Here is a 25,833-nt window from a genome sequence, read left to right as displayed (position 1 = left end):
AATAGCGTCCATTTAATCTTCATCTTTAAATTTAAAAGAACGAGCTATATATAGAAATGGCGTTCCGGCAGCTATGAGTACAAATTTAATAATATAGGTGGTGAAGAGAATTTCCAGCCACACTTCCCAACTATATTTCGGTATGGAGAAGGCAATGGAGCAGAATATCAATGTATCTACAAAAGAACTGATCATCGCACTTCCGTTGTTACGAATCCAGAACTGTTCAGGTTTGGGATAAAATTTGCGAATCCAACTGTATAGCCTTACATCGAGGAATTGGCTTACGAAGTATGCTGTAAGACTTCCTAGCGCCAATCTTGGCATGAGTCCGAAAATAGCCTCCAGTGGAGCTTGAGCGAAATCTCCCTCTTGCGGAGTAAAGATGAGCGCCATTTGCATAATAACTGTTGTCATCAACAGAGTGAAGAAACCGAACCACACTGCCTTTCGGGCTTCCTCATGACCATACCTTTCATTTAAAAGATCACTGGTCATATATAAACTTATATACATCGTGTTGCCCAGAGTCATAACAATTCCGAACATATCAATAGTTTTAGTAACTTGAATATTGGCAATTACCGTAGCTACACCAATCCAAGCATAAAGTCCCTTTTTGCCGAAAAGGCGATAGCACAGTAAAAAGAGCGAAAAATTTACTACAACATAAAAAATACCCCAACTTAAATTAAACATAGTTATCCCCCTAGTTTTGTTACGCGGGATAGTTACGAACCGCGGCTCCAAACGTCTTAGACGTTCAAAACACGGTTTACTTTATCACAGAAGACTGCCATTGCCAAGCCTGAAAATGAAATAAATGAATGAATAAATTCACTAATTCGCGAAATTTACTGAAAATTTCCAAAATTGTTGAAAATAACGCTATTCAATTCTCTGTTCTTTCTGTAAAATCAATAGCAACCATAGACACAATATGTAAAGGGGACGTTTCACTATGTTTGGGATTAGAAATTCTATCAGTCGTAAGTTCATGTCCGTTGTTACTATCGTATTATTCATTATTTCTTTACTATTCAGTATTAGCTTCTATCTTGTTCTAATGAATATATTTAATCATTATGTATTACCTGAGGTTGAGAACAATCTTAAGATTAGTTCCAATGATACATACAAACACTTAAATACTTCTCAGGTATTGCAAACGCAGACGGGAAATGAAGGATCTCAAACCGCACTTTCCTATTACTTCGATGAGAAAATGAACCATTTTAGCTTACATAATATTTATCTCGCTAATGTAAAGGATCATGAAGTAGTCGTCCTAGCTACAAACAGTATATCAAGCCTAGAAGTAAATCAATCAATTCCATTCCTGGAAGAAATGCAAGCCGCAGTCGACAATAAGACCGCTACTACCGAAGTATATACTAACGAATATGGAACATTCAAAACTGACTTTATAGCTATTCCTGGGAGTACAATGATTCTGGCAGTTAGCTTAGATGCGAGCTTTATCTTGGAGGAGACTCAGTTTATTATCTGGATCTGTATAGGGATAACTCTTCTTGGAATGACAGTGGGTCTAAGTATTGCTTATTTCACTAGCCGGCGTATTATCCGACCTATCATTCAGTTAGCCGCACATAGTAACCGTCTCGCACAAGGTAATCTACAGCAAGATATTATCGTTACTGGACATGACGAGGTCGCCCAACTTGCTAGCAGTTTCCAACAAATGACCCATAATCTAAAAGAAATGATCGGACATGTCCAACTAACCTCTCATGAAGTATTAGCTGGATCTAATGATTTATTAAACCTTACAGAAACTATGAAAATGATGGTCGAACGCTCCAACTCAGTCCTTCAAGAGATTGACAAGGGTAGTGAAAGCATTGCCTCAACTTCCAAAGAAAATGCCATCGCAATGGAAGAGATCACCCAAGGAATCATGCACATTGCTAATTCCTCCGGTGATGTATCCGATCAAGTAGCTGCAGCAACTAATGAAGCAGTTAGTGGTAATTTACTAGCACAACGTGCTATAGAGCAGATGCAACGGGTAGAACAGATCTCTGTAGATTCTCTAGAATCCTTTCGTTCTATGAATGAACGTTCACAAGTGATTGGAGAAGTGGTCACCTCGATCTCCGAGATTACGAAGCAAATACAAATGCTCTCGCTTAATGCATCTATCGAGGCTGCTCGTGCTGGCGAGCATGGAAGGGGATTCGCAGTTGTAGCAGGCGAGGTTCGTAAATTATCTGAGCAATCTCGCATTGCAACTCAAGATATTGGGGAACATCTATTAACGATCCAAAAAGATACTGAAGCTTCGGTTGCTACGATGGACCATGTCCATCAAGAAGTCCGTTCAGGTAAAGAATTAGTACAAAATGCTGGGAAAGCCTTCAATCAGTTAGATATTCTCATTCACAACGTTAATCAGAGCATACAAGCCGTATCCGCAACAACACAACAAGTATCAGCAGGCACGGAGGAAGTCAGCGCATCTGTCGAAGAGACGGCATTAATCACATCAAGATCTCGAATAAGTATGAGTGAAATTGCAACTACAAGTGAGCAACAATTGAATGAAATGGAGCAGCATCGTTCGACCGTTACTACTCTCCATGAGTATGCCGTTCAGCTACAAGAGGCTATCCAACAATTCAAAATATAATTGCCCATCCATCACATTAACTTTCTCACAAAAGACGCCGTCAGGCGTCTTTTGTCTGACTAACACCCATAATGTCGTAAATCTGATTCATATCGATATGGTTGCGGACCACCTCAGCGATTCGATCGAATTCCTGTTCCTTGAGCGTACTAGAAGTAAACGTCTGACCCAAAGGTCCCAAGCCTTTATTGACACGAATACCATCCAGCCAGGACCTGCGGAATGTATCGTTATGAAATACACCATGAACCACAATCTGTGAGAACATATCTTTCATTGGCTTGATAAGGATAGGATTCATATCCGTCGTAGCTTTAATACTACAGGCTTCAGCTTGAACTCCTTGCGCACGACCGATTTCTTTCCCATCCTCCGTTACGTAAGAGTTCAGAGCCATATTTTGCGACTTATAAGGGGCTGTCCGATATCCATCCTGTGTAAAAATACGACATAAAGCAGTGGTAACGACACTCTTACCTACATCTGAAGCCGTCCCCTGCAGCATCAGCACTTGTCCAAAAGCACCCTTACTCCAATCGCGAGTTTCAGATTTCACCATATTCATTCTTGCCCCTCTCACATCAGATTGTGCAACAGCACTAGCATCAGCAACGCTACGACTTCAAGAAATTCATTAAGAGCGCCATAAGTATCCCCAGTTAATCCACCTAGCGTAGCATTCAGCTTCCGTGCTAACCACATTCCAGCGATCCAAGCCGCTAGAGGAAGCATAATGAATCCAACCCATGCTGTAGTCCATGATTGGCTGTCCAAATGAAATATTGGAGCAATCGATACAGCAACTCCGGATAACATAATCGCCATTAGCAACGTCACGTATGTCTGTCCTTTATTCAACCCATTCAATTGTCCAGCCATGCCATCCTTGCCACGAGCCGTAGGCCATGAAGATATAGCATGAACTATGAACCATCGACTCCAAATCAAAGGCAGTAGAAGAAGACCTGAGTAATCAAGTCCGTCCACTAATAGTGAATAGATTAATGAGAGTTTAAGCAGCAGAAGCAGAACGCATGCTATCACACCCATCGCACCCACACGGCTATCCTTCATAATCTCCAGTATTTGTTCACGAGAACGATAACTTAATACACCATCTGCTGTATCCATCCAGCCATCCAAATGAAGTCCACCTGTAAGACCGACCCATAATATAAGGGTTAGCACGGCAGCAGGTAATGGAGGAAGCAAATAGGCGAATCCGGCTGCTCCTGCCCACACAACCAATCCAATAACAGTACCTACGAGCGGGTAGAACTTCACACTTTGACGAAATAGTGTAGGTGAATAATCCAGATTAGCTTTCACAGGAAAGCGTGATAGAAATTGAAAAGCGGCCGCAGCCGCTTGTCCCAAATTGGTCATAGTTTATACTCCCTGCTCTTTAGCTCAATAGAAATCCCTGCCGTAACCAGAAACACTTGAGCACAGTTTCTTGATACTGCCTGATTCATGATGCCTGCTAAATCACGAAATATTCTTCCTAATGGATATTCAGGTACAATCCCACTTCCAACCTCATTCGTTACTACAATCAAATGACCTGGATATAACTGCATCTCATCAACCAGTTGCATAATTTCAGCCTTAACTTGGTCAGACATATTCTTCTCTTCCTCAATGGACAGAACAATATTAGATAACCATAGTGTAAGGCAGTCCACCAGCACGGTAGGAGCAGAGCCTTCTTCAATCAGACTATCCTCACGCCAACGACTTAGAAGCTTAACGAGCTGCAACGGTTCTTCCACCGTACGCCATGGATAATTAGCCTCATCTCTCTGCAGCTTGTGAAGAGCAATTCGCTCCCTCATCTCGTCATCAAAAGCTTGAGCAGTAGCCACATATACTGCCTCTTGTGACATAGACATGCATAACTTCTCAGCGAAGCTACTTTTTCCACTTCGTGCCCCACCTGTGACAAGTGTGATCATTTCGTCTGTTCCTTCGATTCACCGGAAACGCCCGCACTTTCGAATGTTGCCATTTCACTAACAATCCGGCAAGCTGCATCTATAAGATGTAGACATATTACGCCACCAGTACCTTCGCCGATACGTAGATCTAATTCCAATGCTGGACGGAGACCCAATTCTTGTAGTAATAATCGATGTCCTTGTTCATGCGATACATGTGACACTATCATGTATTCAGCCGAAGTCGGGCAGATAGCTTTGGCAAGTAACGCTGCTGTACTAGAGATAAAGCCATCAATAATAACTGGGCAACCATTCGCAGCTGATCCAAGAATAACACCTACTAAACCGCCTATTTCAAGTCCACCCACCTTAGCTAGAACATCAAGGGGATCAGACCGATCTGGATCATTCACTTTCAGCGCCTGCTCCACAACGCCAATCTTATGTTGTAGACGAGAATCGTCAATGCCAGTCCCTCTACCAACGGCATCTTTAACGCTAATAGTTGATAGTGCACAAGTCACTGCTGAGCTTGCCGTCGTATTCCCAATGCCCATCTCACCCGTTATAAATAATTGTACGCCACGTTTAATAGCATCTTCGACAACTTCAACACCAACAAGGATCGATTGGATCGCTTCCTCGTAAGTCATTGCTGGGCCTTGCGCCATATTTGCTGTACCGTACCTGATTTTCCGCGATAGTAGATTAGGATGGGATAACTCACTATTCACTCCGATATCTACGCATACAACTTCTGCATCTGCTTGTCGTGCAAGGACGTTAACAGCTGCACCCCCTGCTAAGAAATTATGAATCATTTGTGGAGTCACTTCCTGCGGGAAGGCACTTACGCCCTCTTCACATACTCCATGGTCCCCAGCCATAACAATAACTTCCCTATGAGCAAAAGACGGCTTTATTTCCCCGGTAATACCAGCGAGTTGTATCGCCATAGCTTCCAATTTACCGAGACTACCAGGTGGTACCGTCAAATTACTTATATGTAATTTGGCTGCCTGCATCGCAGCCTGATCAAGCTCAGGGATCTCTCCAATACGATTCATAAGTTCCATCATTCTCTTATTCATTCTTCATCTCTCCTCTGATATCAGTTGTTACTATGATTGATTCAATAACGAGACAGTAGGATCTGCGGGACAGCGCTAACTGGATGCTGAACAACTGCTGGATCGACGCCATAGACTTGTCGGATATTATCTTCCGTTAGTATTTCAGCTGGCGTCCCCATCCCAACGACTTGTCCTTCTTGTAACACTAACAGTTTATCACAGAATTGAGCAGCTAAATTTAAATCATGGAGTACTGAAATAACGGTAATCCCTGTTTCTTTACGCCAAGTAGCTACCATCTCCATGAACTGAAGCTGATAGTAAATATCCAAATACGTTGTCGGTTCATCTAGCAATAGAATATGAGGCTCCTGTGCCATCACTTTACCCAACGCAACGCGTTGTCTCTGTCCACCACTGAGTTCATCCAGTGGCCGATCACCCAGATCACTAAGCTGTAATCTTGTCATGATATCATCAATAATAGCTGTAGCATTATTACTCACATCTCGTCCGAGCCAGTCCTGAAATGGATATCTACCCATCTCTATAATATCTCGAACCGGATAATGAATGGCGGGCAGACCATCTTGCTGAAGGACAGCTAGCATCTGGGATAGCTCACGTCGGCTATAGCTTGAGACATGACGTCCCTGAATCGTAAGCTTCCCACTGCTAATCTGGTCCACTCCAGATATTAATTGGAGGAGTGTTGATTTACCACTTCCATTAGGACCAATGATTCCCCACCACTCACCTTCTTGTATCGACCAATCCACATCTCGAAGTGCAGAGATTTCAGCATAACGCTTGGATACCTTTGTCACCTCAATCATATCATACCTCCGTTCCTATGCTTCTTATTACGATACAACAGATACGCAAAGAACGGAGCACCAATGAATGCTGTAACGACTCCAAGCGGAATCTCCGTAGGCGCGAGAATAGAACGGGCAACGGTATCACACCACATCGTGAATATCCCACCTCCAAGCGCAGATAATGGAATGATGAGTCGATAATCAGGTCCCGTAATTAATCTAATAATGTGCGGTATAACAAGTCCTACAAATCCAATTACACCTGATACCGATACAGCCGCAGCCGTAAGCAAAGTGGATACGATCAATGTTCTTAGCTTAAGCCTCTCTACATTCAGACCCATATGTGCTGCTTGACGCTCACCAAGTGCCATTAAATTTAGAGACCGTGCACTACCCCATATCACAGCAAGTCCAACTAATACGTATGGCATCAACATAAGTGTATATGACCAGCCACGGAAGCTGAGTCCTCCCATCGTCCAGAACATGATTTCATTAATCGTCTGCTTCGACATCACAGTTAAGAAGGATACGATTGCACCTAGAAATGATTGCATAACAACACCTGACAAAATCAGACTATTCGTCGGAATTTTACCTCCATCACGCGCTAAAGATAGAACTCCCCATAAGGTTAATATTCCGGTTAGGAAAGCAACCAAAGGGAGAGTCCATACACCTACAAGCGAATACTGCAATCCGAAAAAGATAATAACAGCTGCACCGACTGAAGCCCCAGAAGATACCCCAAGTGTGTATGGGTCAGCAAGAGGATTTCGCAGCACCCCTTGAAATCCAGAACCGGCAACTGCAAGAGCTGCACCGACAAGCATCCCTAGTATAATTCTAGGCAATCTCACTTTCAGCAGTATCTGTTCATGTGCAGAACTCCATGTTGGAGTGATTGCATCACCTACCCAAGGAAATCGGTGTAATAGAATTCCTATGATATCCTTGATCGGAAGCTCCACAGCCCCTATTCCTAGGCAGAGCAGGAAGCTCACGATAAGCAATATTATCCCAAGTCCTCCGTACCCAGCCAACTTTTTACTCATGGCTGCACTAGTTCAGGATATATCATTTTGGAAATTTGCTTGAGACCTTCAGTTACTCTTGGTCCTGGACGACTAATCAAGTTATCATCTAATGCATGAATATCATCATTTTTAACTGCCGTAATTTGATCCCAGCCACTGCGAGCTTTAATAATCTCGTCTAACGTTTTCTGTGTGTTCTCTTCAATCACATTCTTCGAATACAGAATGACGTCTGGGTTATCATTAATAATCTTTTCCTCACTAATTTCACTCCAACCCGTTGTATCAGCAGCGACGTTAACTCCGCCAGCTAGGGCGATTAACTCGTCCATAAACTCGCCACTACCTACCGTCCAACCTATAGAGAACTCGATATACACTTTCTTCTTCTGATCAGGGGTTAGTGATTTAACAACTTCCGTCACTTCATCTCGCTCTTGCTTCATTTCATCTGTAACAGCCTTCGCTTCGGCTTGATGATCTGTAATCTGACCATACAATTCAATATTTGTGATAACATCATCTATTGATTTCGGATTGGTCTTGAAAATCGCAATTCCTAGAGCACGTAGCTTCTCAGTAGCTTCCGCACTCATAGAAATACCCGTAAGTACAAGATCTGGTTGCGCTGCTATAATCGCTTCTTCATTTGGATTGTACAGACCACCCATTTTAGGCTTAGTTGTTACGGCCGCTGGATAATCATCATAATCCGATACACCAACAACTTGATCATCTAATCCTAGCGCGAACAATGCTTCTGTCTCCGCTGGTGAGAGGGATATAATCTGCTTCGGAGCTTCTGTAAATGTAAATGTCTCACCTGTCGCATCCGTTACGGTCAGTGGATACTCCGTTGTCAGCTCATTAACTTGTTCTGCTGGTGGTGTGGCTTGCTCCGTTGGTGCTGGCGTAGGTTCGGATCCTTGCGCTGGTTCGTTATTATTACCACAAGCCGCAAGTGATAGTGCTAGCATCATTGCTAAGGCACCCGTAGTCCAATTCTTCCAAATCTGCTTCATTGTTCATTATCTCCCCTATTATCTATTGTACATACATGAGATGCTAGCCTTGTAATTTCAATGAATTCTCTCCGATAAAGGACATAAACATAGCAAAAAATCCTGATCCTCTATTGCTAGAAAGAATCAGGGATTACGTCTGTACAAACATCACATATTACTAATACGATATATGTATGCCAAGTGTTATAAGCCCGCAATAATACATCACAGGCACTTACACAAGCCAAACGTAATCCTTTCCTCGAAGGATCGCCGTACTTATTCTCACAAGGCAGGTCTCCTGACTCACAGGTTAACTAATAATCTCACCTTCCCATTCTGCTTATAGCAGTACAGTGGTATATGGAGAATATCCCTGATTCACAGTGGCGGGACCGTGTCGGATTTACACCGACTTCCCTTTTAACTAGAGTTAAAAGCTATTACTTCAGCTTCTAAGTTCCTAGACCTCATAAGTTTATAATATTCATTTAAATACAGATCTTGCTTCTCTATTCAAAATTATAGATCAAAAAGAGATACCTTACAAACCAAATGTTAATAATTCCTTATAGTTCGAGTTCAAAAAGTAAGCCCTTTGGACTTCCTCTAATCATAGGGCTACTTTAAGCGTCCTACCCATTGCCCCTCACGTATCGTAAGCTGCAGTGTTAACAAGCTTCCCGGATCAACCGAGATATCCCAGAACATCAAGTCAGGAATCGTCATCGTCGCGAGTTGTCTTATGACCCCTCCATGTGTAACCAGCAACATAGAATCAACGGAGTTATCATCTCCCTCCAAAACACACGCTAGACTATCCATGAAGTTCACCAGCCTCTGCTGAAAGTGTCCCCAAGATTCCCCCCTTGGAGGAGTCACTGTTTGAGGATTGTCCAGCCATTCTCGATACAACCTAGAATGCTTCAACTGATCGTAGGTCTGCCCCTCCCAATCTCCAAAATCCATCTCTCGCAAACGATGATCAAAGACTACCTGATCAGGTGATGTAGGATAGATCAAATCTAACGTTTCCCTACATCTCTTCAGATCACTGCAGAATACCTTTCGGAATATCCTTCCTTCAAGGGCTTCTTTCACTAATAAAAGCTCTGTCTGTGACTCTTCGAGTATTCCTATATCCGTATGTCCCAAATAACGTCGATCCTTATTCCACTGCGTTCTGCCATGTCGAATACATACCAATTCTAATTCCATAATGTTCCACCTAAACCCCATATAGCAAGTGCACATAACATGAGGAATAACAACGATGCGACTAGCATCAAACGTATAGTTGACTGAATATCCCTCTTCACCATTGGACGTGAGAATTCCCCCATATAGGCACGAAAAGACACGACACCATTATACGTATTCTCACCTCCTAGCCGAACACCAAGAGCTCCAGCTACGGCTGATTCAGGGAATCCACTGTTCGGACTCGGATGGAGACGAGCATCATGTCTTACGGTATGATAAGACCTTTTATAATCTAGACGCATAACCCAACTACTAACGACCAGTAATGCACCTGTTATACGAGCTGGAATGAAATTAGCGACATCATCCAATCGGGCAGAGGCCCATCCTATGTTAATATATTTATCATTCTTGTAACCAACCATCGAATCTAAGGTATTTACAGCTCGATAAGCCATCGCCAGTGGTGCTCCTCCAATAAGTGCATAGAACAACGGCGACACAATAGCATCAACAATATTCTCCGCAACGGTCTCTACCGTTCCACGGACAATTTCAGGCTCATCCAAATGATCTGTATCACGTCCAACAATCATTCCAAGTGATCTACGAGCAGCAGGTAAGTCACCACAATTAAGATGATCATGCACCTCCATCCCCGCATCCTTAAGCCCTTTCGTAGCAATCGTCGTAGCAATTAATACGATCTCAACACCAACGGCAAGCCATGGATGAATCATATATAGACCTCTCAACAATGCCCACGTTATAAGCAGTGCACCTCCTACAACAATAGTTGGAAGTAGAATTCCATATTTTTTTAACTTGATCGGATCTGACACATGACTACGAATATTCCTCTCTATCCGTTTGATACAATTCCCCATGCCGATCACAGGGTGAGGTAGCCAGCGCGGATCTCCAATGATCAGATCCAATAGGTAGGCAGCCCATAGAATGAATATGGCCAATTCCATCATACTCGCTTCACTCCCGCAACTCTTAAACCCTCTTGCACTGTAGCATAAACTACTCGTCCAATTGCAGCTCCTAGTTCAGTAGCTGTTCCACAGTATCGATGTTCAATAGTATGGATAGGAGATTGACTGACACCAAGAACAATAGAATCCGTCGTAGTTCCCGTAGCAATCAATCCATTCTCTGCATCCCGAATACCCAGATCCGATAGAGCAGCAGTCTTTGCCTCTACAGCTGTCATAATAGCATTTACCATCGCTGCTTGCGTCAGCTTCGCGTCAATCATGAGCATAATATTGATCGTTCCGGGTTGATAGGCTGGGAACGTAGTTCGCTCAGATCCAGCACGTGCACCGTTCGATACTCCCGCTGTTGTACAGCAGAACAAGGATCCGTCTTTACCGTCCTCTTCCAGAATTGCAGCATGTTCCAATCGAACAGCTGTCAACAATCCTGCTGTAGCTTGCTGTGGGTAGCCCCAATCCTTGAATAATTGCTCTATATCACGTTCTGGATCAGCACAGTTATAGAACCGATCTACATAAATATTAGCTATTCGATCGATTTTCCCTGTACCTCCCCCATATATTGCACTACTAAGGCTATCCACAGGGCTTGGGCATTGGAGTAACAAATGACGTTCTTGTCGGGTAAGTGTTAGACCTGGCCAAACGATAGAGGAATACACGTTATTTTCATCATTGATAAAAGGTGTTGTTGTTGTCATCATTATTCTCCTATTCTTATACTATACTCTCCATCACATTCTGTATCTCGACCAGAAATAACCGATTAGCTTCCGCGCCTTTGACGGCGATTCGAATATATTCATCCCCCAGCCCAGGATACATCGCACAGCTTCGAATTAATATTCCTCGCAGACCAAGTTCACGTTGCATATCTATCGCATGCCATGGTTCCGGAAGCTCCACCAATAGAAAGTTCGCTTCGCTTGGACTGACATTACACCCCAGCCTGGTAAGCCCTTGGGTAAGGACTATTCGCTCATTGGATATTAATTCTAACGTACTACGCTCGAATTCCTCACCACTTTCCAACGCTGCTTCACCCGCTAACAGAGCTAGTCCATTTACACTCCACGTCACCTGCTTACTCTTCATAGCTTGGATGACATCCGGATGTGCCAATGTATATCCCAATCGCAAACCTGGAATCGCATAGAACTTCGTCATGGACCGTACCAGTAACATACGAGGATACTTTGTAAGTTCCGATAACAAAGATGCTTGCTGTCGTTGCGGAATGAAATCTATGAAGGCTTCATCTACGACCAGATAGGTGTTGAATTGCTCAGCAGTTTCGGCTAATATCCTCAGCTCCTCAAGCGTATATTGCACGCCATTCGGGTTGTTAGGCTGACCAATGAATAGCAAATCCACTTGCTGTATCAACTGTCCTATGTCTTCACATGTTGCCTTCCAATCATTATCTTGTCTACCAAGTACCGAGATTACTTCCGTATTGAATTGTTCTGACAATTTCCTATATTCAGAGAAACATGGTTCGATAATACCGACCTTCTGTGGATGAAGTCCTAGTAAAATAAGCGACATACATTCAGCTGCACCATTTCCAACACAAATATTATTTTCACCAACACTTAGCTTGCGTCCAAGAATAGTTTTAAATCTCCTATGACCTGGGTCAGGATAACGAATAATTGACGATAATGCTCCCTCCAATTGCTTCAGCACTTGCTGAGGTGGACCCAACGGATTAATATTAGCGCTAAAATCGAGGAATACTCCCTCAGCTTGTCCATAAGCCTGTGCGGCACTTTCTAAATCTCCTCCATGACCGTAACGTTCTAGCATCCTAATTACCCCTCTGTCTTTAAATTGCCTAGGTATAGTTCCATTGTTGCCTAGGCTCTTCTATTGCGTCAATCCATCGTCCTTTGTTTCTATCTCATATTTAGTTTACAATTATACAAGATTCAACAATCATTACATACCTTTAAATAATGAAGGAGTAGAGTAAACTATGCTATTCATCGATAACCAAGGAATTCATGATCCTGCTATTAACTTAGCCATAGAAGAGTACGCTTTAAGACATCTTTCAATGGACGAGAGCTATTTGCTTTTCTATATTAATCAACCATCTATTATTATTGGTAAACATCAGAACACGATTGAAGAGATTAATCAGGAGTATTGCAAGGAGAACAATGTTCAAATCGTCCGTCGTCTTTCCGGCGGTGGTGCAGTATATCATGATCTTGGTAACCTTAATTTCAGCTTTATTACGAAAGATGATGGCCAATCATTCCATAATTTCTTGAAATTCACCCAACCTGTTATTGATGCTCTTCAAAAAATGGGGATAAACGCTGAGCTCACAGGGCGCAACGACATACAGGTTGGAGAACAGAAAATATCTGGTAACGCCCAATTCTCAACTCGTGGTCGGATGTTCAGTCACGGTACGTTGATGTTTAACCTGAACTTGGATAACGTTCAAGCTTCTCTCAACGTAAATCCAGAGAAATTCAAATCCAAGAGTACCAAATCCGTACGTAGTCGCGTAGCCAACATCAGTGATCTTATGGAAACCACTATGACGATCGAAGAATTCCGTGCTGAGCTACTTCGTTCGATATTCGGAATGGATGCGCAGGATGTACCCCAATACCACCTAAAAGAAGAAGATTGGGAGCAGATCAATCGAATTTCCAAGGAACATTATCAGAACTGGGATTGGAACTACGGTATATCACCTGAATCGAACGTGAAACATTCGAAGAAGTTCCCTGTCGGTATCATTGATCTGCGCATGGACATTAACGAAGGTAGAATTCGGAACATTAAGATTTATGGCGATTTCTTCGGCGTTGGTGATGTGACTGATATTGAGGATATATTACGGGGTAAAAGATACGATGAAGCGGAAGTGCGTGAAGCTTTATCTGATCTTGATATAAAGCATTACTTCGGTAATCTTGAAATGAACGATTTTGTTGGGCTTGTATTTCTGGAGGAGTAACAGTATTACATGTACACGAGAAGAAACCATATGACTTCACTAGTGTTGAGTAAATATTTTTGTGCGATGGCGGATTGTCCTTCAAAAGGCAATGTCGCCACCTTCACTACTATTGCCATTATCTTAAATATAGATATCTCACATGCTAGAAATAAACAACATGCAAAGAAACCACCGGATCTAGATAGACTCGCTAACTAATCTCGGTGGTTTCCTATATCTTATTTATATTTGCGCCAATCTTGTTTACTATTCTCGAACAAGTGTTCAAAATTGTTATCCAATTTCTTTTGCTCTTGCTTGCGTGCTTCTATCTTCTGCAGCTCTTGTTCTTCCTTCTTCTTCTTTTCCTCCGCTTTCATCGCATCCGCTTGAGACTTTAATTGCTCAAGTATTTCACCACTTAGTAAGTCCTTCAACGTAGTTGGTGTATAGTCAGAAGTTGGCTTGGGAGCTGGTGTAGATTGTTTTTTCTTAGCCATAGAATCATCTCCATTTCCAACTACATTATAGCAGTTTTTGATTACTCATTCTATGCTTTCACTTGATATAGTTCCTTAATCACTCTTTCGATGGGTAAGGCATTAATAGACATATCATGAATCGTATAGCGATCATTGACAATTCGAATGAACTCCTTAAGCTCTAGTTGTTCTGTATCTAGTTCAAGCTCAGCCTCGACTTCAGATACTTGCTTCAGAATTTTCACACCTTCAATTCCACTCCAATCTGCCTGTACTTCTGTCGTTAAGGTTACTGTCTTCTTAGCTCCAAGAAAGTTCCGTAGAACTCCCATTGAATCATCAAATACGATTTCCCCATGGTTGATCACAATAACCCGCTTCGCAAGCTTCTCTACATCTTCGAGATCATGGGTAGTCAGAATAAAAGTAACCCCCATTGCGTTCATTTCCTGAATAAAACTACGAATTTTCTCTTTAGCGATCACATCTAAGCCTATCGTCGGTTCATCTAGAAATACAACCTTCGGGCGGTGAAGCATCGCCATAATGAACTCGCATTTCATTCTCTCCCCCAGTGACAATTGACGTGTAGGTTTGCGCATCACTTCACTAACATCCAGCAGCTCCACTAGCTGATTCAGTGTTTCCTGAAAGGGTTCATCATCCAGCGCATAGATAGCTTTATTCATGTAAAATGCATCGATTGGGGGAATGTCCCATAGTAATTGCGACTTTTGCCCGAATACAGCACCAATATTCCGAACATATTTCTTCCTCTGCTTCCAAGGGGTGTACCCGAGAATCTTAACGTCCCCGGATGTCGGATGCAGAACACCTGTAAGCATCTTTAACGTCGTTGATTTCCCAGCTCCATTCGGACCAAGAAATCCCACAATTTCTCCAGCTTCCATCTCAAACGATAGACCTTTAACTGCTTGTACCTCTATGGGTTTACGTTTGAATAGACTCGCTAGGGTCTCCTTGAATGAAGCCCCGCGTTCATAGGTTGTATAATTCTTCTTTAATTGCCGTACTTGTATAATCAAGCTCTAGCCCCCCGCACTTGTATAGTTCTTCAACATATGATGCCAGAATGCTAGACCAGCCCCAAGAAATAATATACACATCCATGCAGCGATCCAAGTTCCCTCCGCAGGTCTTCCCAGGAGTGCTGCAGCTGGCAGGAATCCAATCATCGTGATTGGTATGACGTACGTCAGTATATTCTGAAAGGCTTTGGAGAAGATGGTTCCCGGATATAATCCGAACATCGAGACCGAATCAAAGATATCGTACACCCTACTACTCCCTACCCATTTAAACAACAGCCCTGATAGAATTAAGGAGACTGCAAACAGGACAAGCTGTCCACATAGAAACAATACGCCGAACTGAATCCACTCCAACCCATCAGGAAACGGTAAGCCAGATAACGCCCATGCCGTCAATACACCTCCACTAATCAACCTACCGAAATCATCAATATCAAAAGAACTGGTCATCGTAAGGAATAGAACCGGTCGTGGTTTAAGCAGAAATACATCATACGACCCCTCCCTCACATGATGAAGAGTCGTCGACACCATTCCGAAGAAGAATGGAAAGGCGATACCTTTCGCCAGAGTGAATATTCCTTGGATAAGAATAACCTCATGCAGTGTCCATCCAGGAAAAGAAGCACCTGAACGGTACACAAGTAACGTAATCAATGGGACCATTAAATCTCCAATCAGCATCATAAATACACTGATAAAGAAATCACCACGATATGCCATTCGTTCGGCAAGCTTCGTCCTCATCACCGCCACATAACAAGCAAATGCCGAACTCATACACCCACCCCCGTGAACTTCCGTAGCCCAAGATGAATGAGAACACTAGATATTCCCCACATCAGCAATACCGCTACTGCTTGCAAACCAACAATTTGCGGAATAGATAAGGTCATTCCAGCTAATTCATAGCTTCCAACGAAGACACGAACCGGAACATATTGCATGAATTGAAATGGAAGAAATATGAGCACTTTTTGCACAATCTCAGGAAAGAAGGTAAGCGGTACCAATACACCCGCCGTCACATCTCGTACAAGTAGAAACATGCGCCTTATTCCATCCGCATTCGTCAGCCAAAAGGCCGTCAAACCAATACAATAGTTCACTAGAAAGGTCATGATAAATCCAAGAATAACAGAGATAATAGCCCACAACGGCTGAGCGGGAATTAAATCAATATCTAGAATAAAGAAATAGATTAAGGACACTGGCAGGAATTCCATCCAAAATCCTAAGGAGCGATGACCTATCTTTTGAGAAAAGGCAAAGAAAATATGAGATACCGGTCTCAGTATAAAGGTGACATACTTCCCTGTCCGAATAAGCATCTGTAAATTCCAATCCGCAAAATCAAAAGTAAGATAGTTAATACATGACATAACTCCGTAATACACTAACATTTGCTCCAAGGTAAATCCGTTCAGTGTCTCTCTCGTCGAGAAGATGGACTGCCAGATGAAGTATTGAACTAAGAAATAAATAGGTCCGATGAGGATAGACACTGCCATATGGGAGCGGAAGGCTGCCCACTCTTTGTAGGTAGCCCATCCTACTGCCCGGATCATAGATAAAGATTTCCTCATTTAAGTCCAGACCAAATGATATTCTTCACATTAATGACGGATTCAGGTACCCAATCGACGTTCGAAGGTACAAAGAAGGCTACAACAAGATCCTCATCTGGATCTACCATCAGCGTACTTCGACCAGCCCCTTCATGAAAGATCGTATTCGGTCCACAAGAGTCATATTCTCTACCCAGAGAACTACTTAGCGCAAAGTGACTATGCTTTACTTGTTCTCCCCAACAGAATGCGGGTAACCCTTCAGGATAAGGTTCTCTTGACAGCATTTCAACAGATTTACGACCGAGAATTCGAACTCCATCATAAGTACCTTTATACAACAACATTTGTGCGAACTTATTCAGGTCCTCTAAGGTGGAAAAAAGCCCTCCCCCAGATCTTGGCGGATCGTAAGCCTGCTTATGGCTACGTGATAGGCGCGATAATTCCCAATCGTTAATAATACACACCTCATCATGAAGCTCTTCTGGTACGTTAAAAAAAGTACGTGTCATTCCAAGTGGTTCTAAAATAGTCTGCTGAATATACTCTTCATAATCTAGACCTGTAACTCGACTTATAATCTCACCAAGAATCACGAATCCATTCGTGCAGTAATTCCACTGTTCTCCTGGCGGACAGACGGGTGGGCCAGCTAGCATCGCCTTAATCCATTGAGATTTACGAAATGCTGTTTCTTCCTCTACAGTTCGTATCGTTGGTGCCTCATCGTCATCATCACCAAAGGCAAATGCGTAGTCGTACCATCCCATTGGATAGGGCTCCAGAAAATAACCTCCATCCGGGGCCAATCCAGAAGTATGTGTCAACAGATGTGTAATATTAATTTTCTCATAGAATCGATGGTCGAATTCAGGAATGAAATCTTTCACTTGCTGTCCTAGCGAGAGCTTCCCATCCTCCATTAACCGTAACACAGCCACCATGGTGAACCATTTCGTAATGGAAGCTATTCGCCGGATGGAATGTGGGGTGAATGGCTTCTCTTGCTCGGTATGGCGAAGCGCACCCATCGACTTCATGGCAAATGTCTTTCCACCTCGTGCAAGTAAATAAGATGCACTTTGAACTTTCTTATCCTGAATTAATTCTACAAAGAACTGATCTAATTGCTCAATAACCTGTGGACGAAATCCTGCTTCTTCCGACGTGATATCTGTATGAGTGCTATGTATGTGAATGTCCATATGGTTCCTTCCTTCCTATAATAAAAATGTTCTAGATAAGATTACGACAACGCCGACCAGATGATTGCCCGAGGATTAATGATAGCTTCAGGTACCCACCCCGTCTTACTTGGCACAAAAAATGCATATACAAGTCTTTCTATTGGATCAACATATAATCCGCTATGCCCATGTCCTTCATGTGAGAAGGTGCCCGGTGAACATATATCATTATGATTCAGATTCCAACCCAGAGACATTTTACAATCTTTCACATGGTCCCCCCAACATGTAGAAGGAATATGATGAAGCTGATTAGATACCATATTCTGAACCATCCTCCGTCCAAGTAGATGAACCCCATTACGAGTAGTACCACCATTAAGTAACGTCTGACCTAATGTCCATAAATCATGCAGAGTAGAATACAATCCACTACCCGCATGAGCTGGAAATCCATTCATATCCTCCGGATTTAGGAGATACTTCTTCTCCCATTGATTCACAACGCATGTCTTCGCCTTCAGTTCCTCCGGTACCGTCATGAACGAATGCTCTAATCGGAGAGGTGCAAGTATCTTCTCCTGTATGAATTGCTCATATGGCATACCCGATACGCGAGCAATCAACTCACCTAGAATAACATACCCTGCCGTACAGTAATTCCATTGCTCACCTGGTTTACAGAACATCCGCCCACCAAGAAGAATCTTAATCCAATCACTATCACTCCAGCTTGATTGCTCCTCTTCCTTCTTCTTAGAAGCATGCCATTGAAAATAAGGAATCTCGTACGGTTCTGTCTGGCAACCTGGATCAGCCATCAGTCCCGATGTATGCGTTAGTAAATGCCATATCGTAATACCCCGATGCATATCGGTATCGAACTCTTGTATCAAAGAACTTACTGATTGCTGATAGAATACCTTTCCATCCTCCACTAGTTGAGCTATTGCAACTGCCGTAAACGCTTTCGTAATGGAGTAGACTCTTCGTATCGAATCTGGCATGAGATCGGGACTGTCCTCGTGATATGTAAGTTTCCCTAAAGAACGGTGAACAGCAATCTGCCCTTCACGTGAAATAAGATAACTTGCCCCTTGGATTCTCTTACTTTTAATTAGCCCTTTAAAATGCTCATCAAGTAATTGTAAACGCTGCGGATCAAAGCCAAGGCTTTGCGGTGAGCAATCTACTCTCGCATCGTGTACCGGTAAAGCTGATATCATGGTTCGTTCCTCCTTACAAATTGGTTTATTCTGTAACACACTATCTAGTTTATATGAACAATCGTTTCGGTGTAAATAGAAATAATGGTTTTAATTAAACGTTCCAATATTTACGGTATACGTGCAGAGCATTTTGGAGATACCTATATATAGCAGCTTTAGAAAGGAATTCAACCTATGAACTTATTCACACGGATCATCACAAAGATATTTAACGGATCCCTACAAGAACATTCGGATTCAACTGAGGAATTACATAAAGAGCGGTTAAACACAACCCTACAAGAAAATATTCAACATATAAAGAGTACGCTTGGAAATAGCACCGACATCATTATTAGAGAAATTCAGATCGGTCCGACACGACAGCTCAAAGCAGCCATCTTCTATACAGACGGTTTGGCAGATTCACAAATGATTCAGAATTTCATTATGGAATCGCTCATGTTGGATTTCCATGATACAAACTCGATTGAAAGTAGACCTTCTAATGAAGATGCCTTTCAGCTAATAAAAGATAAATTTCTAACCGTTGGAGAGGTCAAGGATGTTGAGGAATTCGAACCTGTGTTGAAATCCATCTTATCAGGTGATGCTATTCTCTTATTAGATGGATATGATAAAGGCTTTACCCTCGGTATGCGCGGGTGGAAGGATCGTGGTGTGACGGAGACGACTACGGAAACCGTCATCCGGGGACCAAAGGAAGGTTTCTCTGAAAACATCCGTACCAATACCGCATTAATCCGTCGAAAAATAAGAGATCCCCGTCTTTGGATGGAAACAAAAGAAATCGGTAGAGTCACCAAAACCGATGTGGCGATCATGTACATCAAAGGGATTGTGGACGACCATACCGTGGAAGAACTACATCGTCGATTAGATCGAATCGATATCGACGGGATTTTAGAAAGCGGCTATATTGAAGAATTGATTCAGGAAGAAACTTACACACCGTTTCCGACAGTTTATCATACAGAACGCCCCGATGTTGTTGCTGCCAATCTGCTAGAGGGAAAAATTGCTATATTGGTGGATGGAACGCCGATAGTTCTGAACGTTCCTGTCACATTTAACTCTTTCATACAGGCTGCTGAGGATTATTATCAGCGTGCTGACATTAGTAGCCTTATTCGTATTCTACGTTTTATCAGTATTTTCATTTCTCTGCTAGGCCCATCTATATTTCTAGCCATCACTACTTTTCATCAGGAAATGTTGCCAACGCAACTCCTGATTAGTCTGGCAGCTCAAAGAGAGGGTGTGCCCCTACCCGCATTCATTGAAGCACTCATGATGGAGGTATCGTTTGAAATTTTGAGGGAAGCCAGCATAAGAATGCCCAAGGCCATAGCCCAATCGATATCCATCGTAGGAACTTTGGTTATTGGATCAGCGGCAGTTGAAGCCGGAATTGTATCCGCGGCCATGGTTATCGTCATTGCCATAACGGCAGTTTCGAGTTTCGTCCTGCCTTCCTACGACATATCCATGACAATCAGAATGCTACGATTTCCTATGATGGCACTTGCCGCATCTTTTGGTATGTTTGGTGTTATCCTTGGGGTCATTGCCATAGTACTTCACTTATGCAGCTTGCGTTCTTTCGGGATCCCCTATATGAGTCCGTTTGCCCCATTTATCCTTGAGGACATGAAGGATTCCCTTATTCGAATGCCCCGTTGGGCAATGTTTACCCGCCCGCGGCTCATCAATAAGAAAGATGTCATTCGGGAACAAAGTACTCCTCCGCAAAAACCAAAGGACGATACAGGAGGTTGACCTATGAAATATAAAAGAGTCTTACTTTGTATTTGCATCGTCTTAAGCTTATTCGTCACTGGTTGTTGGAGCCGTACGGAATTAAATGAACTAGCTATTGCCGTAGGAGTGGGGATCGATAAAGCCGGGAATGAATACAAAGTTTCCATTCAAGTTGCAGAGCCAGGCGAAGTTTCCGGAAAATCGGCTAGTGGCATAGCGCCGGTCACATTATTTCAAGCGACCGGAACTACTGTACTAGAAGCCATACGAAAAATAACAACGGTTAGCCCTCGTAGAATTTACTTTTCACATCTTCGAATTTTTGTCCTTGGCGAATCATTAGCCAGAGAAGGAATACGAAACTCTCTTGATCTCTTTGCTCGAGATCCTGGAACTCGAAACGACTTTCTCATTGTTGTAGCCAAGGGGTCTAGTGCCGAGGATACATTAACAGTATTAACAAACCTTGACAAAGTACCCTCCTCAAGTTTGTTTTCTACCTTGGATACATCTCAGAAAGAATGGGCATCCACAACAAAAGTTACCATGGATACACTTATATCTGAACTTGTGAGCGAAGGTAAGCACCCAGTATTAGCAGGACTTCAACTCAAAGGGCCTCTGAAAATAGGTGAAAGCAAGGAAAATGTAGAGCTCGTAAAGTCTCCTGCTCAACTACAGTATACAAATTTAGCTGTGTTTAAAAAAGATAAGCTCATTGGTTGGTTAACCGAAGAGGAAGGTATAGCGTACAACTATATTAACAATCATATTCACAATACAATGAACTACGTTACTTGCCCCGACGGAGGCAATATATCATTAAAAATTATTCGCTCAGAGACGAAAGTGAAAGGTAGCATTGTCGATGAACGACCGCGGATCGATATAGAGGTGGTTACAGAAGCGAATGTAGGAGAGATGCAATGCCATCTGGATCTGATAAAGACGGAAACCATTGCTGAAGTGGAGAAATGGGCGAACCGAAAGACGGAACAATCCATTGAGAAAACCGTTGATAGAGTACAACAAGATTACAAAGTCGATATCTTCGGATTTGGCGAAGTTATTCATCGTTCTAATCCTAAGGCCTGGAAAAATCTGAAACAAGATTGGGATCAAACGTTCATGAAGATACCTATTCATGTGAAGGTTAATACAAAGATTAAACATTTGGGAAAAGTGTCTAACTCTTTCCTTGAAAAGATAAAGGAGTAAAATGGAGTGAAACAAAAGTATGCCTGTGAAAGATAAAATCAACGTTCGTCAATTCACCGTTCTAGTCATACTACTCACCATTGGTGATTCGATTCTGGTGTTACCTTCTGTCTCCACATTCGAGGCCAAACAAGATGCATGGATATCCTGTTTGATTGGAATATTGGTAGGTTTATTAGCCGTTTATATCTTCAGTATAGTGGGGAATCTATACCCCCATTTGACTCTGGTTCAATCCATGCAGGAAATCTTAGGTATATGGTTTGGGACATTCATGTCTATGATGTTTCTGATTTACCCCTTTCTTACTTCTGTAGCATTTATAAGAGAGATTGGTGACTTTATAGCCATTGGAATGTTGCAGGAAACTCCAATTCAGATTATTCAAATCTTATTAATTTCTATTGTGATCATGGCGGTACGATTGGGTCTTGAGGTCATTGGACGTACAGGGGAAATGTTCTTACCCTGGGTTATTCTGTTCTTCCTCATACTAGTCATTTGCATTTCTCCACAAGCAGAATTAGATAAATTACTGCCTATTCTGGAAGATGGAATAAAGCCCGTATTACGCGGCTCTCTCTCAGCTATCACCTTCCCCTTTGTAGAGCTAGTTGTGCTATTGATGATATTCCCTTATGTGAAACAAGTGCAAAAAGTAAGAAGAGGGTTTATACATGGTGCACTGTTAGGTGGCATCGTATTATTCATTATTATCGTAATTTCTATTCTTGTACTCGGTCCTGAGCTGACCTCAAGAAGTTTGTATCCCACTTATTCCTTAGCAAAGAGGATAAGCATCGGTCACTTTTTGGAAAGAGTTGAATCCATATTAGCTCTTATCTGGTTGTTAACCACTTTTATAAAAGTAACTATTTATTTCTATATATTCAATCTGGGATTAGCACAATTGTTAAAATTAAAGGAATATCGCATGTTAACCTTACCTACAGGTATGCTCATGATTGTATTCTCATCGGTCATTGCCCCCAATATAACCTATTATAATAAAGTGATTTCCCAATACTGGCCGTATTTTGACATGACTTATGGTTTACTCTTACCATTATTATTGTTAGGGATATATTATATTTCGAAAAAACTTAAAAAATTGAACAATACTTGAACAAGAAGGAGTAATCCGCATGTTATCTGTAGCAGGGATTCTTGTAGTAGTCGCTATAATCATTGCCATTGATGTCCCCCCCCTTGTAAGAAAGAAATTGATAAAGGAACTATGGGTATTCTCTATTCTTCTGTTATTGGGAACCGTATTATCTATTGGTCAAGCACTTCATTTCAAGATTCCCAATCCTTTGGATTTGATGATAACAGTTTACAAGCCAGTAGCTGATATGGTTCATATATGGTTGAATTAAAAACTGAAATACTAAAGATGTTAATAACGTCAGAAATGGTGGATGTGTTACTATGTTAGACAATGGAAAAATAAGTTCACGTCAGTTCTCAGTATTGATCACTTTGTATATTATCGGTAGCGCCATATTGATTATCCCTGGATTGTTAGCCATTGAAGCAAAGCAAGATGCATGGATCGCAGCAGTTCTGGCGCTCACAGTCAGTTTATTGATTCTGCCCATGTACATTCATCTTGGTAAACGCTTCTCCCGCTCTAACTTTACGTCGTATATTGAGAAACTTCTAAGCAAATGGTTGGGAAAAGTAGTTGTCCTTCTATTTATTATTACTTTTCCATTCCTCGTTGCGGTACTAACACTTCGAAACATTGGAGATTTCATAACTACGGAAGTTTTGGAGTATACTCCAATTCAAGCGGTTTATATCATTTTCATCATTGTGGTTATCTTAGGTGTACGACTTGGTCTCGAGTCATTAGCACGTGCAGCAGAAATACTTTTCCCCTTTATTATCTTTCTTTTCGTTCTTTTCTTTGTCATGGTTTCCCCGCAAATCAACTTTGATAATGTTCAGCCAGTGCTTGAGAATGGAATGAAACCCATACTAAATGCATCCCTCACCCTTATCGCATATCCCTTTACCGGGCCTTTTATTTTAATCATGTTATTCCCGTTTATTAAACATACGGAGAATAACGGGAAGGCTTTATTTACAGGTATTTTTATCGGGGGAATCTTACTGGTCATGATTACGACGCTAACCATTTTATGTTTAGGAATAAATACGGCAAGTCTATCTTATCCAACTTACGCTTTAGCTAAAAAAATCAGTGTAGGATTATTTCTGGACCGAATTGAAGGCATCATGGCAATGATTTGGTTTATCACGATTTTTATAAGATTAGCTCTATTATTTCATATATGCGTTGTGGGTATTGCCCACATATTCAACTTCAAGGAATACCGCTTCTTAACATTTCCTATAAGTATTATACTGGTTGTCCTCTCCCAAGTCCTTTTTCCTAGTAATGCTTATTTCTATCAGTTCACACCCATTTGGACAATTCATGCGTTGATAATGGGTTTCTTGTTCCCTTTAATACTGTGGATAATCGGTAGTTTCAAGAAAAGCTAGGTCCACGAGCACATGACAAGCGAAATAGATTACAATAGAGATAGACACACTATAAGAGGTAGTTCAAAAAGTCATCTTTTGATCACGAAGGTTAGCAAGAGGCCTATTCGACATCGAATATTGAATTCAGCCGGTCCTTCCGGTGCTCACGTAGGTACTGCCTACGCTCCGCTCCTCACTCCCTTGCTTCTTTCAATCTTCTCGGTGCTGAAAACCTGACTTTTTGAACCCGCATTATAATAATAATATTTAGGGAGAGATTCTCATGTACAAATTGATTGCTATCGATATCGATGACACGCTGATTAACGATAATAAAGAGGTACTACCTTCTACACAAAAAGCTCTCGAGCAAGCTATTGCTAAAGATGTTGTTGTTACCCTTGCTACCGGTCGGGCTTATGCCTCTGCAAAGAACGTCGCACGTCAGACGGGTCTAAACGTTCCTATTATTACATATCAAGGTGCTCTAATTAAGAATCTGCTAGACGAAGAAGTTCTATTCGAACGCTTTGTTCCAGCCGATGCTGCTCGCAAGCTATTTGATTACTGTATCGAGCATGACTTACATGTCCAGACCTATATTGATGATAAACTATATGCAAGAGAAGAGAATCAAAAGCTGATCGATTATTGTGCGTTAAATGGGACGCCATATTTTATTGAGTCAGATTTCAGAAAATTAGTAGACCAACCTACACCCAAAATGCTAATTATTGATGATCCAGCTTATTTGGATGAAATATCACCGATCCTTCGTGAATTGCTCGGAGATCAAGTTCATATCACCAAATCCAAACCGCACTTTCTGGAAATCATGCATCATGAAGGTACAAAAGGTCATGCCCTGACCTTTTTAGCCAATCATTTCAACGTGGATCTCTCGGAAACAATCGCTATTGGCGACTCTTGGAATGATCACGAAATGCTAGAAGCCGCTGGTCTAGGTGTCGCTATGGGGAACTCAATTGATGCCCTCAAGGAAATAGCGGACTATATAACATTAAGCAATAATGAAGATGGTATTCAGCATGTCATTGAGAAGTTTGTGTTGAACGTTGAGTAGGTGAGTGGTCTATCTACACCATCCATCGCTTTCTGGAACACTGATATATCATAGAT

27 protein-coding genes and 2 riboswitches are annotated in these 25,833 nt (G+C 42.0%); of the genes, 9 read left to right on the top strand and 18 right to left on the bottom strand.

The annotated features are described in order from the left end of the window. Window positions 1-12: 12 nt before the first annotated feature. On the bottom strand, window positions 13-699 hold the full coding sequence (locus tag AC1TO8_RS09720; protein WP_482055410.1) for a queuosine precursor transporter: 687 nt from the start codon (window positions 697-699) through the stop codon (window positions 13-15). 4 nt (window positions 700-703) lie between these two features. After that, window positions 704-748: riboswitch (PreQ1 riboswitch) on the bottom strand. A gap of 213 nt (window positions 749-961) precedes the next feature. Here AC1TO8_RS09720 and AC1TO8_RS09715 point away from each other — a divergent pair. Continuing rightward, a complete protein-coding gene (locus tag AC1TO8_RS09715) occupies window positions 962-2,650 on the top strand; it encodes a methyl-accepting chemotaxis protein (RefSeq protein WP_482055409.1) in 1,689 nt (562 codons plus the stop codon). Window positions 2,651-2,690: 40 nt separating this feature from the next. Here the strand turns inward: AC1TO8_RS09715 and AC1TO8_RS09710 are convergent, their stop codons facing one another. The 11 genes from AC1TO8_RS09710 to cobD form a co-directional block, all read right to left on the bottom strand. Further along, window positions 2,691-3,155 (bottom strand): nucleotide-binding protein, encoded by a 465-nt coding sequence (locus AC1TO8_RS09710; protein ID WP_482055665.1) that lies wholly within the window; start codon window positions 3,153-3,155, stop codon window positions 2,691-2,693. A 71-nt stretch (window positions 3,156-3,226) separates the two neighbouring features. Then, the gene (gene cobS, locus AC1TO8_RS09705; RefSeq protein WP_482055408.1) at window positions 3,227-4,036 is read right to left on the bottom strand and encodes an adenosylcobinamide-GDP ribazoletransferase; all 810 of its coding nucleotides are present in this window, start codon (window positions 4,034-4,036) and stop codon (window positions 3,227-3,229) included. Next, window positions 4,033-4,605 (bottom strand): bifunctional adenosylcobinamide kinase/adenosylcobinamide-phosphate guanylyltransferase, encoded by a 573-nt coding sequence (gene cobU, locus AC1TO8_RS09700; protein WP_482055407.1) that lies wholly within the window; start codon window positions 4,603-4,605, stop codon window positions 4,033-4,035. Before cobU ends, cobS begins: the two co-directional genes overlap by 4 nt. Next, a complete protein-coding gene (gene cobT, locus AC1TO8_RS09695) occupies window positions 4,602-5,681 on the bottom strand; it encodes a nicotinate-nucleotide--dimethylbenzimidazole phosphoribosyltransferase (RefSeq protein WP_482055406.1) in 1,080 nt (359 codons plus the stop codon). Before cobT ends, cobU begins: the two co-directional genes overlap by 4 nt. Before the next feature lie 41 nt (window positions 5,682-5,722). Further along, window positions 5,723-6,499: an ABC transporter ATP-binding protein gene (locus AC1TO8_RS09690; RefSeq protein WP_482055405.1), complete on the bottom strand. Its 777-nt coding sequence runs from the start codon at window positions 6,497-6,499 to the stop codon at window positions 5,723-5,725. Continuing rightward, entirely contained in the window at window positions 6,496-7,542 is a 1,047-nt protein-coding gene (locus tag AC1TO8_RS09685; protein WP_482055404.1) for a FecCD family ABC transporter permease, read from the bottom strand. The genes AC1TO8_RS09690 and AC1TO8_RS09685 overlap by 4 nt, the downstream gene beginning before the upstream one ends. Continuing rightward, window positions 7,539-8,546: an ABC transporter substrate-binding protein gene (locus AC1TO8_RS09680; protein WP_482055403.1), complete on the bottom strand. Its 1,008-nt coding sequence runs from the start codon at window positions 8,544-8,546 to the stop codon at window positions 7,539-7,541. The genes AC1TO8_RS09685 and AC1TO8_RS09680 overlap by 4 nt, the downstream gene beginning before the upstream one ends. A gap of 256 nt (window positions 8,547-8,802) precedes the next feature. Then, a riboswitch (cobalamin riboswitch) is annotated at window positions 8,803-9,016 on the bottom strand. Window positions 9,017-9,149: 133 nt separating this feature from the next. Beyond that, entirely contained in the window at window positions 9,150-9,746 is a 597-nt protein-coding gene (locus AC1TO8_RS09675) for a histidine phosphatase family protein (RefSeq protein WP_482055402.1), read from the bottom strand. Further along, window positions 9,737-10,708, bottom strand: coding sequence for an adenosylcobinamide-phosphate synthase CbiB (gene cbiB / locus AC1TO8_RS09670; RefSeq protein WP_482055664.1), 972 nt, complete (start codon window positions 10,706-10,708; stop codon window positions 9,737-9,739). Before cbiB ends, AC1TO8_RS09675 begins: the two co-directional genes overlap by 10 nt. After that, window positions 10,708-11,439 carry an adenosylcobinamide amidohydrolase gene (locus tag AC1TO8_RS09665; protein ID WP_482055401.1) on the bottom strand — a complete coding sequence of 244 codons (732 nt, stop codon included), beginning with the start codon at window positions 11,437-11,439 and terminating at the stop codon, window positions 10,708-10,710. Before AC1TO8_RS09665 ends, cbiB begins: the two co-directional genes overlap by 1 nt. A gap of 13 nt (window positions 11,440-11,452) precedes the next feature. Beyond that, window positions 11,453-12,544: a threonine-phosphate decarboxylase CobD gene (cobD, locus tag AC1TO8_RS09660; RefSeq protein ID WP_482055400.1), complete on the bottom strand. Its 1,092-nt coding sequence runs from the start codon at window positions 12,542-12,544 to the stop codon at window positions 11,453-11,455. A gap of 169 nt (window positions 12,545-12,713) precedes the next feature. On the opposite strand from cobD, the gene lplA reads away from it, so the two are divergent. Together lplA and AC1TO8_RS09650 are read left to right on the top strand one after the other, a co-directional pair. Next, the gene (gene lplA / locus AC1TO8_RS09655) at window positions 12,714-13,715 is read left to right on the top strand and encodes a lipoate--protein ligase (RefSeq protein WP_482055399.1); all 1,002 of its coding nucleotides are present in this window, start codon (window positions 12,714-12,716) and stop codon (window positions 13,713-13,715) included. Window positions 13,716-13,724: 9 nt separating this feature from the next. Beyond that, on the top strand, window positions 13,725-13,916 hold the full coding sequence (locus AC1TO8_RS09650; protein WP_482055398.1) for a hypothetical protein: 192 nt from the start codon (window positions 13,725-13,727) through the stop codon (window positions 13,914-13,916). A 20-nt stretch (window positions 13,917-13,936) separates the two neighbouring features. Here AC1TO8_RS09650 and AC1TO8_RS09645 read toward each other — a convergent pair whose 3' ends face one another. Genes AC1TO8_RS09645 through AC1TO8_RS09620 form a run of 6 tightly spaced genes read right to left on the bottom strand, consistent with a single transcriptional unit; the run spans window position 13,937 to window position 19,215 of the window. Continuing rightward, the gene (locus AC1TO8_RS09645) at window positions 13,937-14,197 is read right to left on the bottom strand and encodes a YqkE family protein (protein ID WP_482055397.1); all 261 of its coding nucleotides are present in this window, start codon (window positions 14,195-14,197) and stop codon (window positions 13,937-13,939) included. 50 nt (window positions 14,198-14,247) lie between these two features. After that, entirely contained in the window at window positions 14,248-15,225 is a 978-nt protein-coding gene (locus AC1TO8_RS09640) for an ABC transporter ATP-binding protein (RefSeq protein WP_482055396.1), read from the bottom strand. Window positions 15,226-15,228: 3 nt separating this feature from the next. Beyond that, window positions 15,229-16,011 (bottom strand): ABC transporter permease, encoded by a 783-nt coding sequence (locus tag AC1TO8_RS09635; RefSeq protein ID WP_482055395.1) that lies wholly within the window; start codon window positions 16,009-16,011, stop codon window positions 15,229-15,231. Then, a complete protein-coding gene (locus AC1TO8_RS09630; protein WP_482055394.1) occupies window positions 16,008-16,799 on the bottom strand; it encodes an ABC transporter permease in 792 nt (263 codons plus the stop codon). The genes AC1TO8_RS09635 and AC1TO8_RS09630 overlap by 4 nt, the downstream gene beginning before the upstream one ends. Before the next feature lie 14 nt (window positions 16,800-16,813). Then, on the bottom strand, window positions 16,814-18,007 hold the full coding sequence (locus AC1TO8_RS09625) for a serine hydrolase domain-containing protein (protein ID WP_482055393.1): 1,194 nt from the start codon (window positions 18,005-18,007) through the stop codon (window positions 16,814-16,816). Between the two features lie 41 nt (window positions 18,008-18,048). After that, complete coding sequence (locus tag AC1TO8_RS09620; protein ID WP_482055392.1) at window positions 18,049-19,215, bottom strand: serine hydrolase domain-containing protein; 1,167 nt, start codon at window positions 19,213-19,215, stop codon at window positions 18,049-18,051. Between the two features lie 177 nt (window positions 19,216-19,392). Here AC1TO8_RS09620 and AC1TO8_RS09615 point away from each other — a divergent pair, with 177 nt between their 5' ends. The 6 genes from AC1TO8_RS09615 to AC1TO8_RS09590 all read left to right on the top strand — a co-directional run bounded on the left by AC1TO8_RS09615 (window position 19,393) and on the right by AC1TO8_RS09590 (window position 25,777). After that, on the top strand, window positions 19,393-20,997 hold the full coding sequence (locus AC1TO8_RS09615; protein ID WP_482055391.1) for a spore germination protein: 1,605 nt from the start codon (window positions 19,393-19,395) through the stop codon (window positions 20,995-20,997). A gap of 3 nt (window positions 20,998-21,000) precedes the next feature. Beyond that, a complete protein-coding gene (locus tag AC1TO8_RS09610; protein ID WP_482055390.1) occupies window positions 21,001-22,197 on the top strand; it encodes a Ger(x)C family spore germination protein in 1,197 nt (398 codons plus the stop codon). A gap of 25 nt (window positions 22,198-22,222) precedes the next feature. Continuing rightward, window positions 22,223-23,323: a GerAB/ArcD/ProY family transporter gene (locus AC1TO8_RS09605; RefSeq protein WP_482055389.1), complete on the top strand. Its 1,101-nt coding sequence runs from the start codon at window positions 22,223-22,225 to the stop codon at window positions 23,321-23,323. Between the two features lie 19 nt (window positions 23,324-23,342). Then, a complete protein-coding gene (locus AC1TO8_RS09600; protein WP_482055388.1) occupies window positions 23,343-23,576 on the top strand; it encodes a hypothetical protein in 234 nt (77 codons plus the stop codon). Between the two features lie 52 nt (window positions 23,577-23,628). Continuing rightward, entirely contained in the window at window positions 23,629-24,711 is a 1,083-nt protein-coding gene (locus AC1TO8_RS09595) for a GerAB/ArcD/ProY family transporter (protein WP_482055387.1), read from the top strand. Window positions 24,712-24,976: 265 nt separating this feature from the next. Further along, window positions 24,977-25,777 carry a Cof-type HAD-IIB family hydrolase gene (locus AC1TO8_RS09590; protein WP_482055386.1) on the top strand — a complete coding sequence of 267 codons (801 nt, stop codon included), beginning with the start codon at window positions 24,977-24,979 and terminating at the stop codon, window positions 25,775-25,777. The last annotated feature ends 56 nt before the right edge of the window (window positions 25,778-25,833 follow it).

Source organism: Paenibacillus sp. Y859, assembly GCF_056786405.1.
Note: the sequence above shows the minus strand (reverse complement) of the source record. Positions and strands in the feature narration are given on the sequence as shown.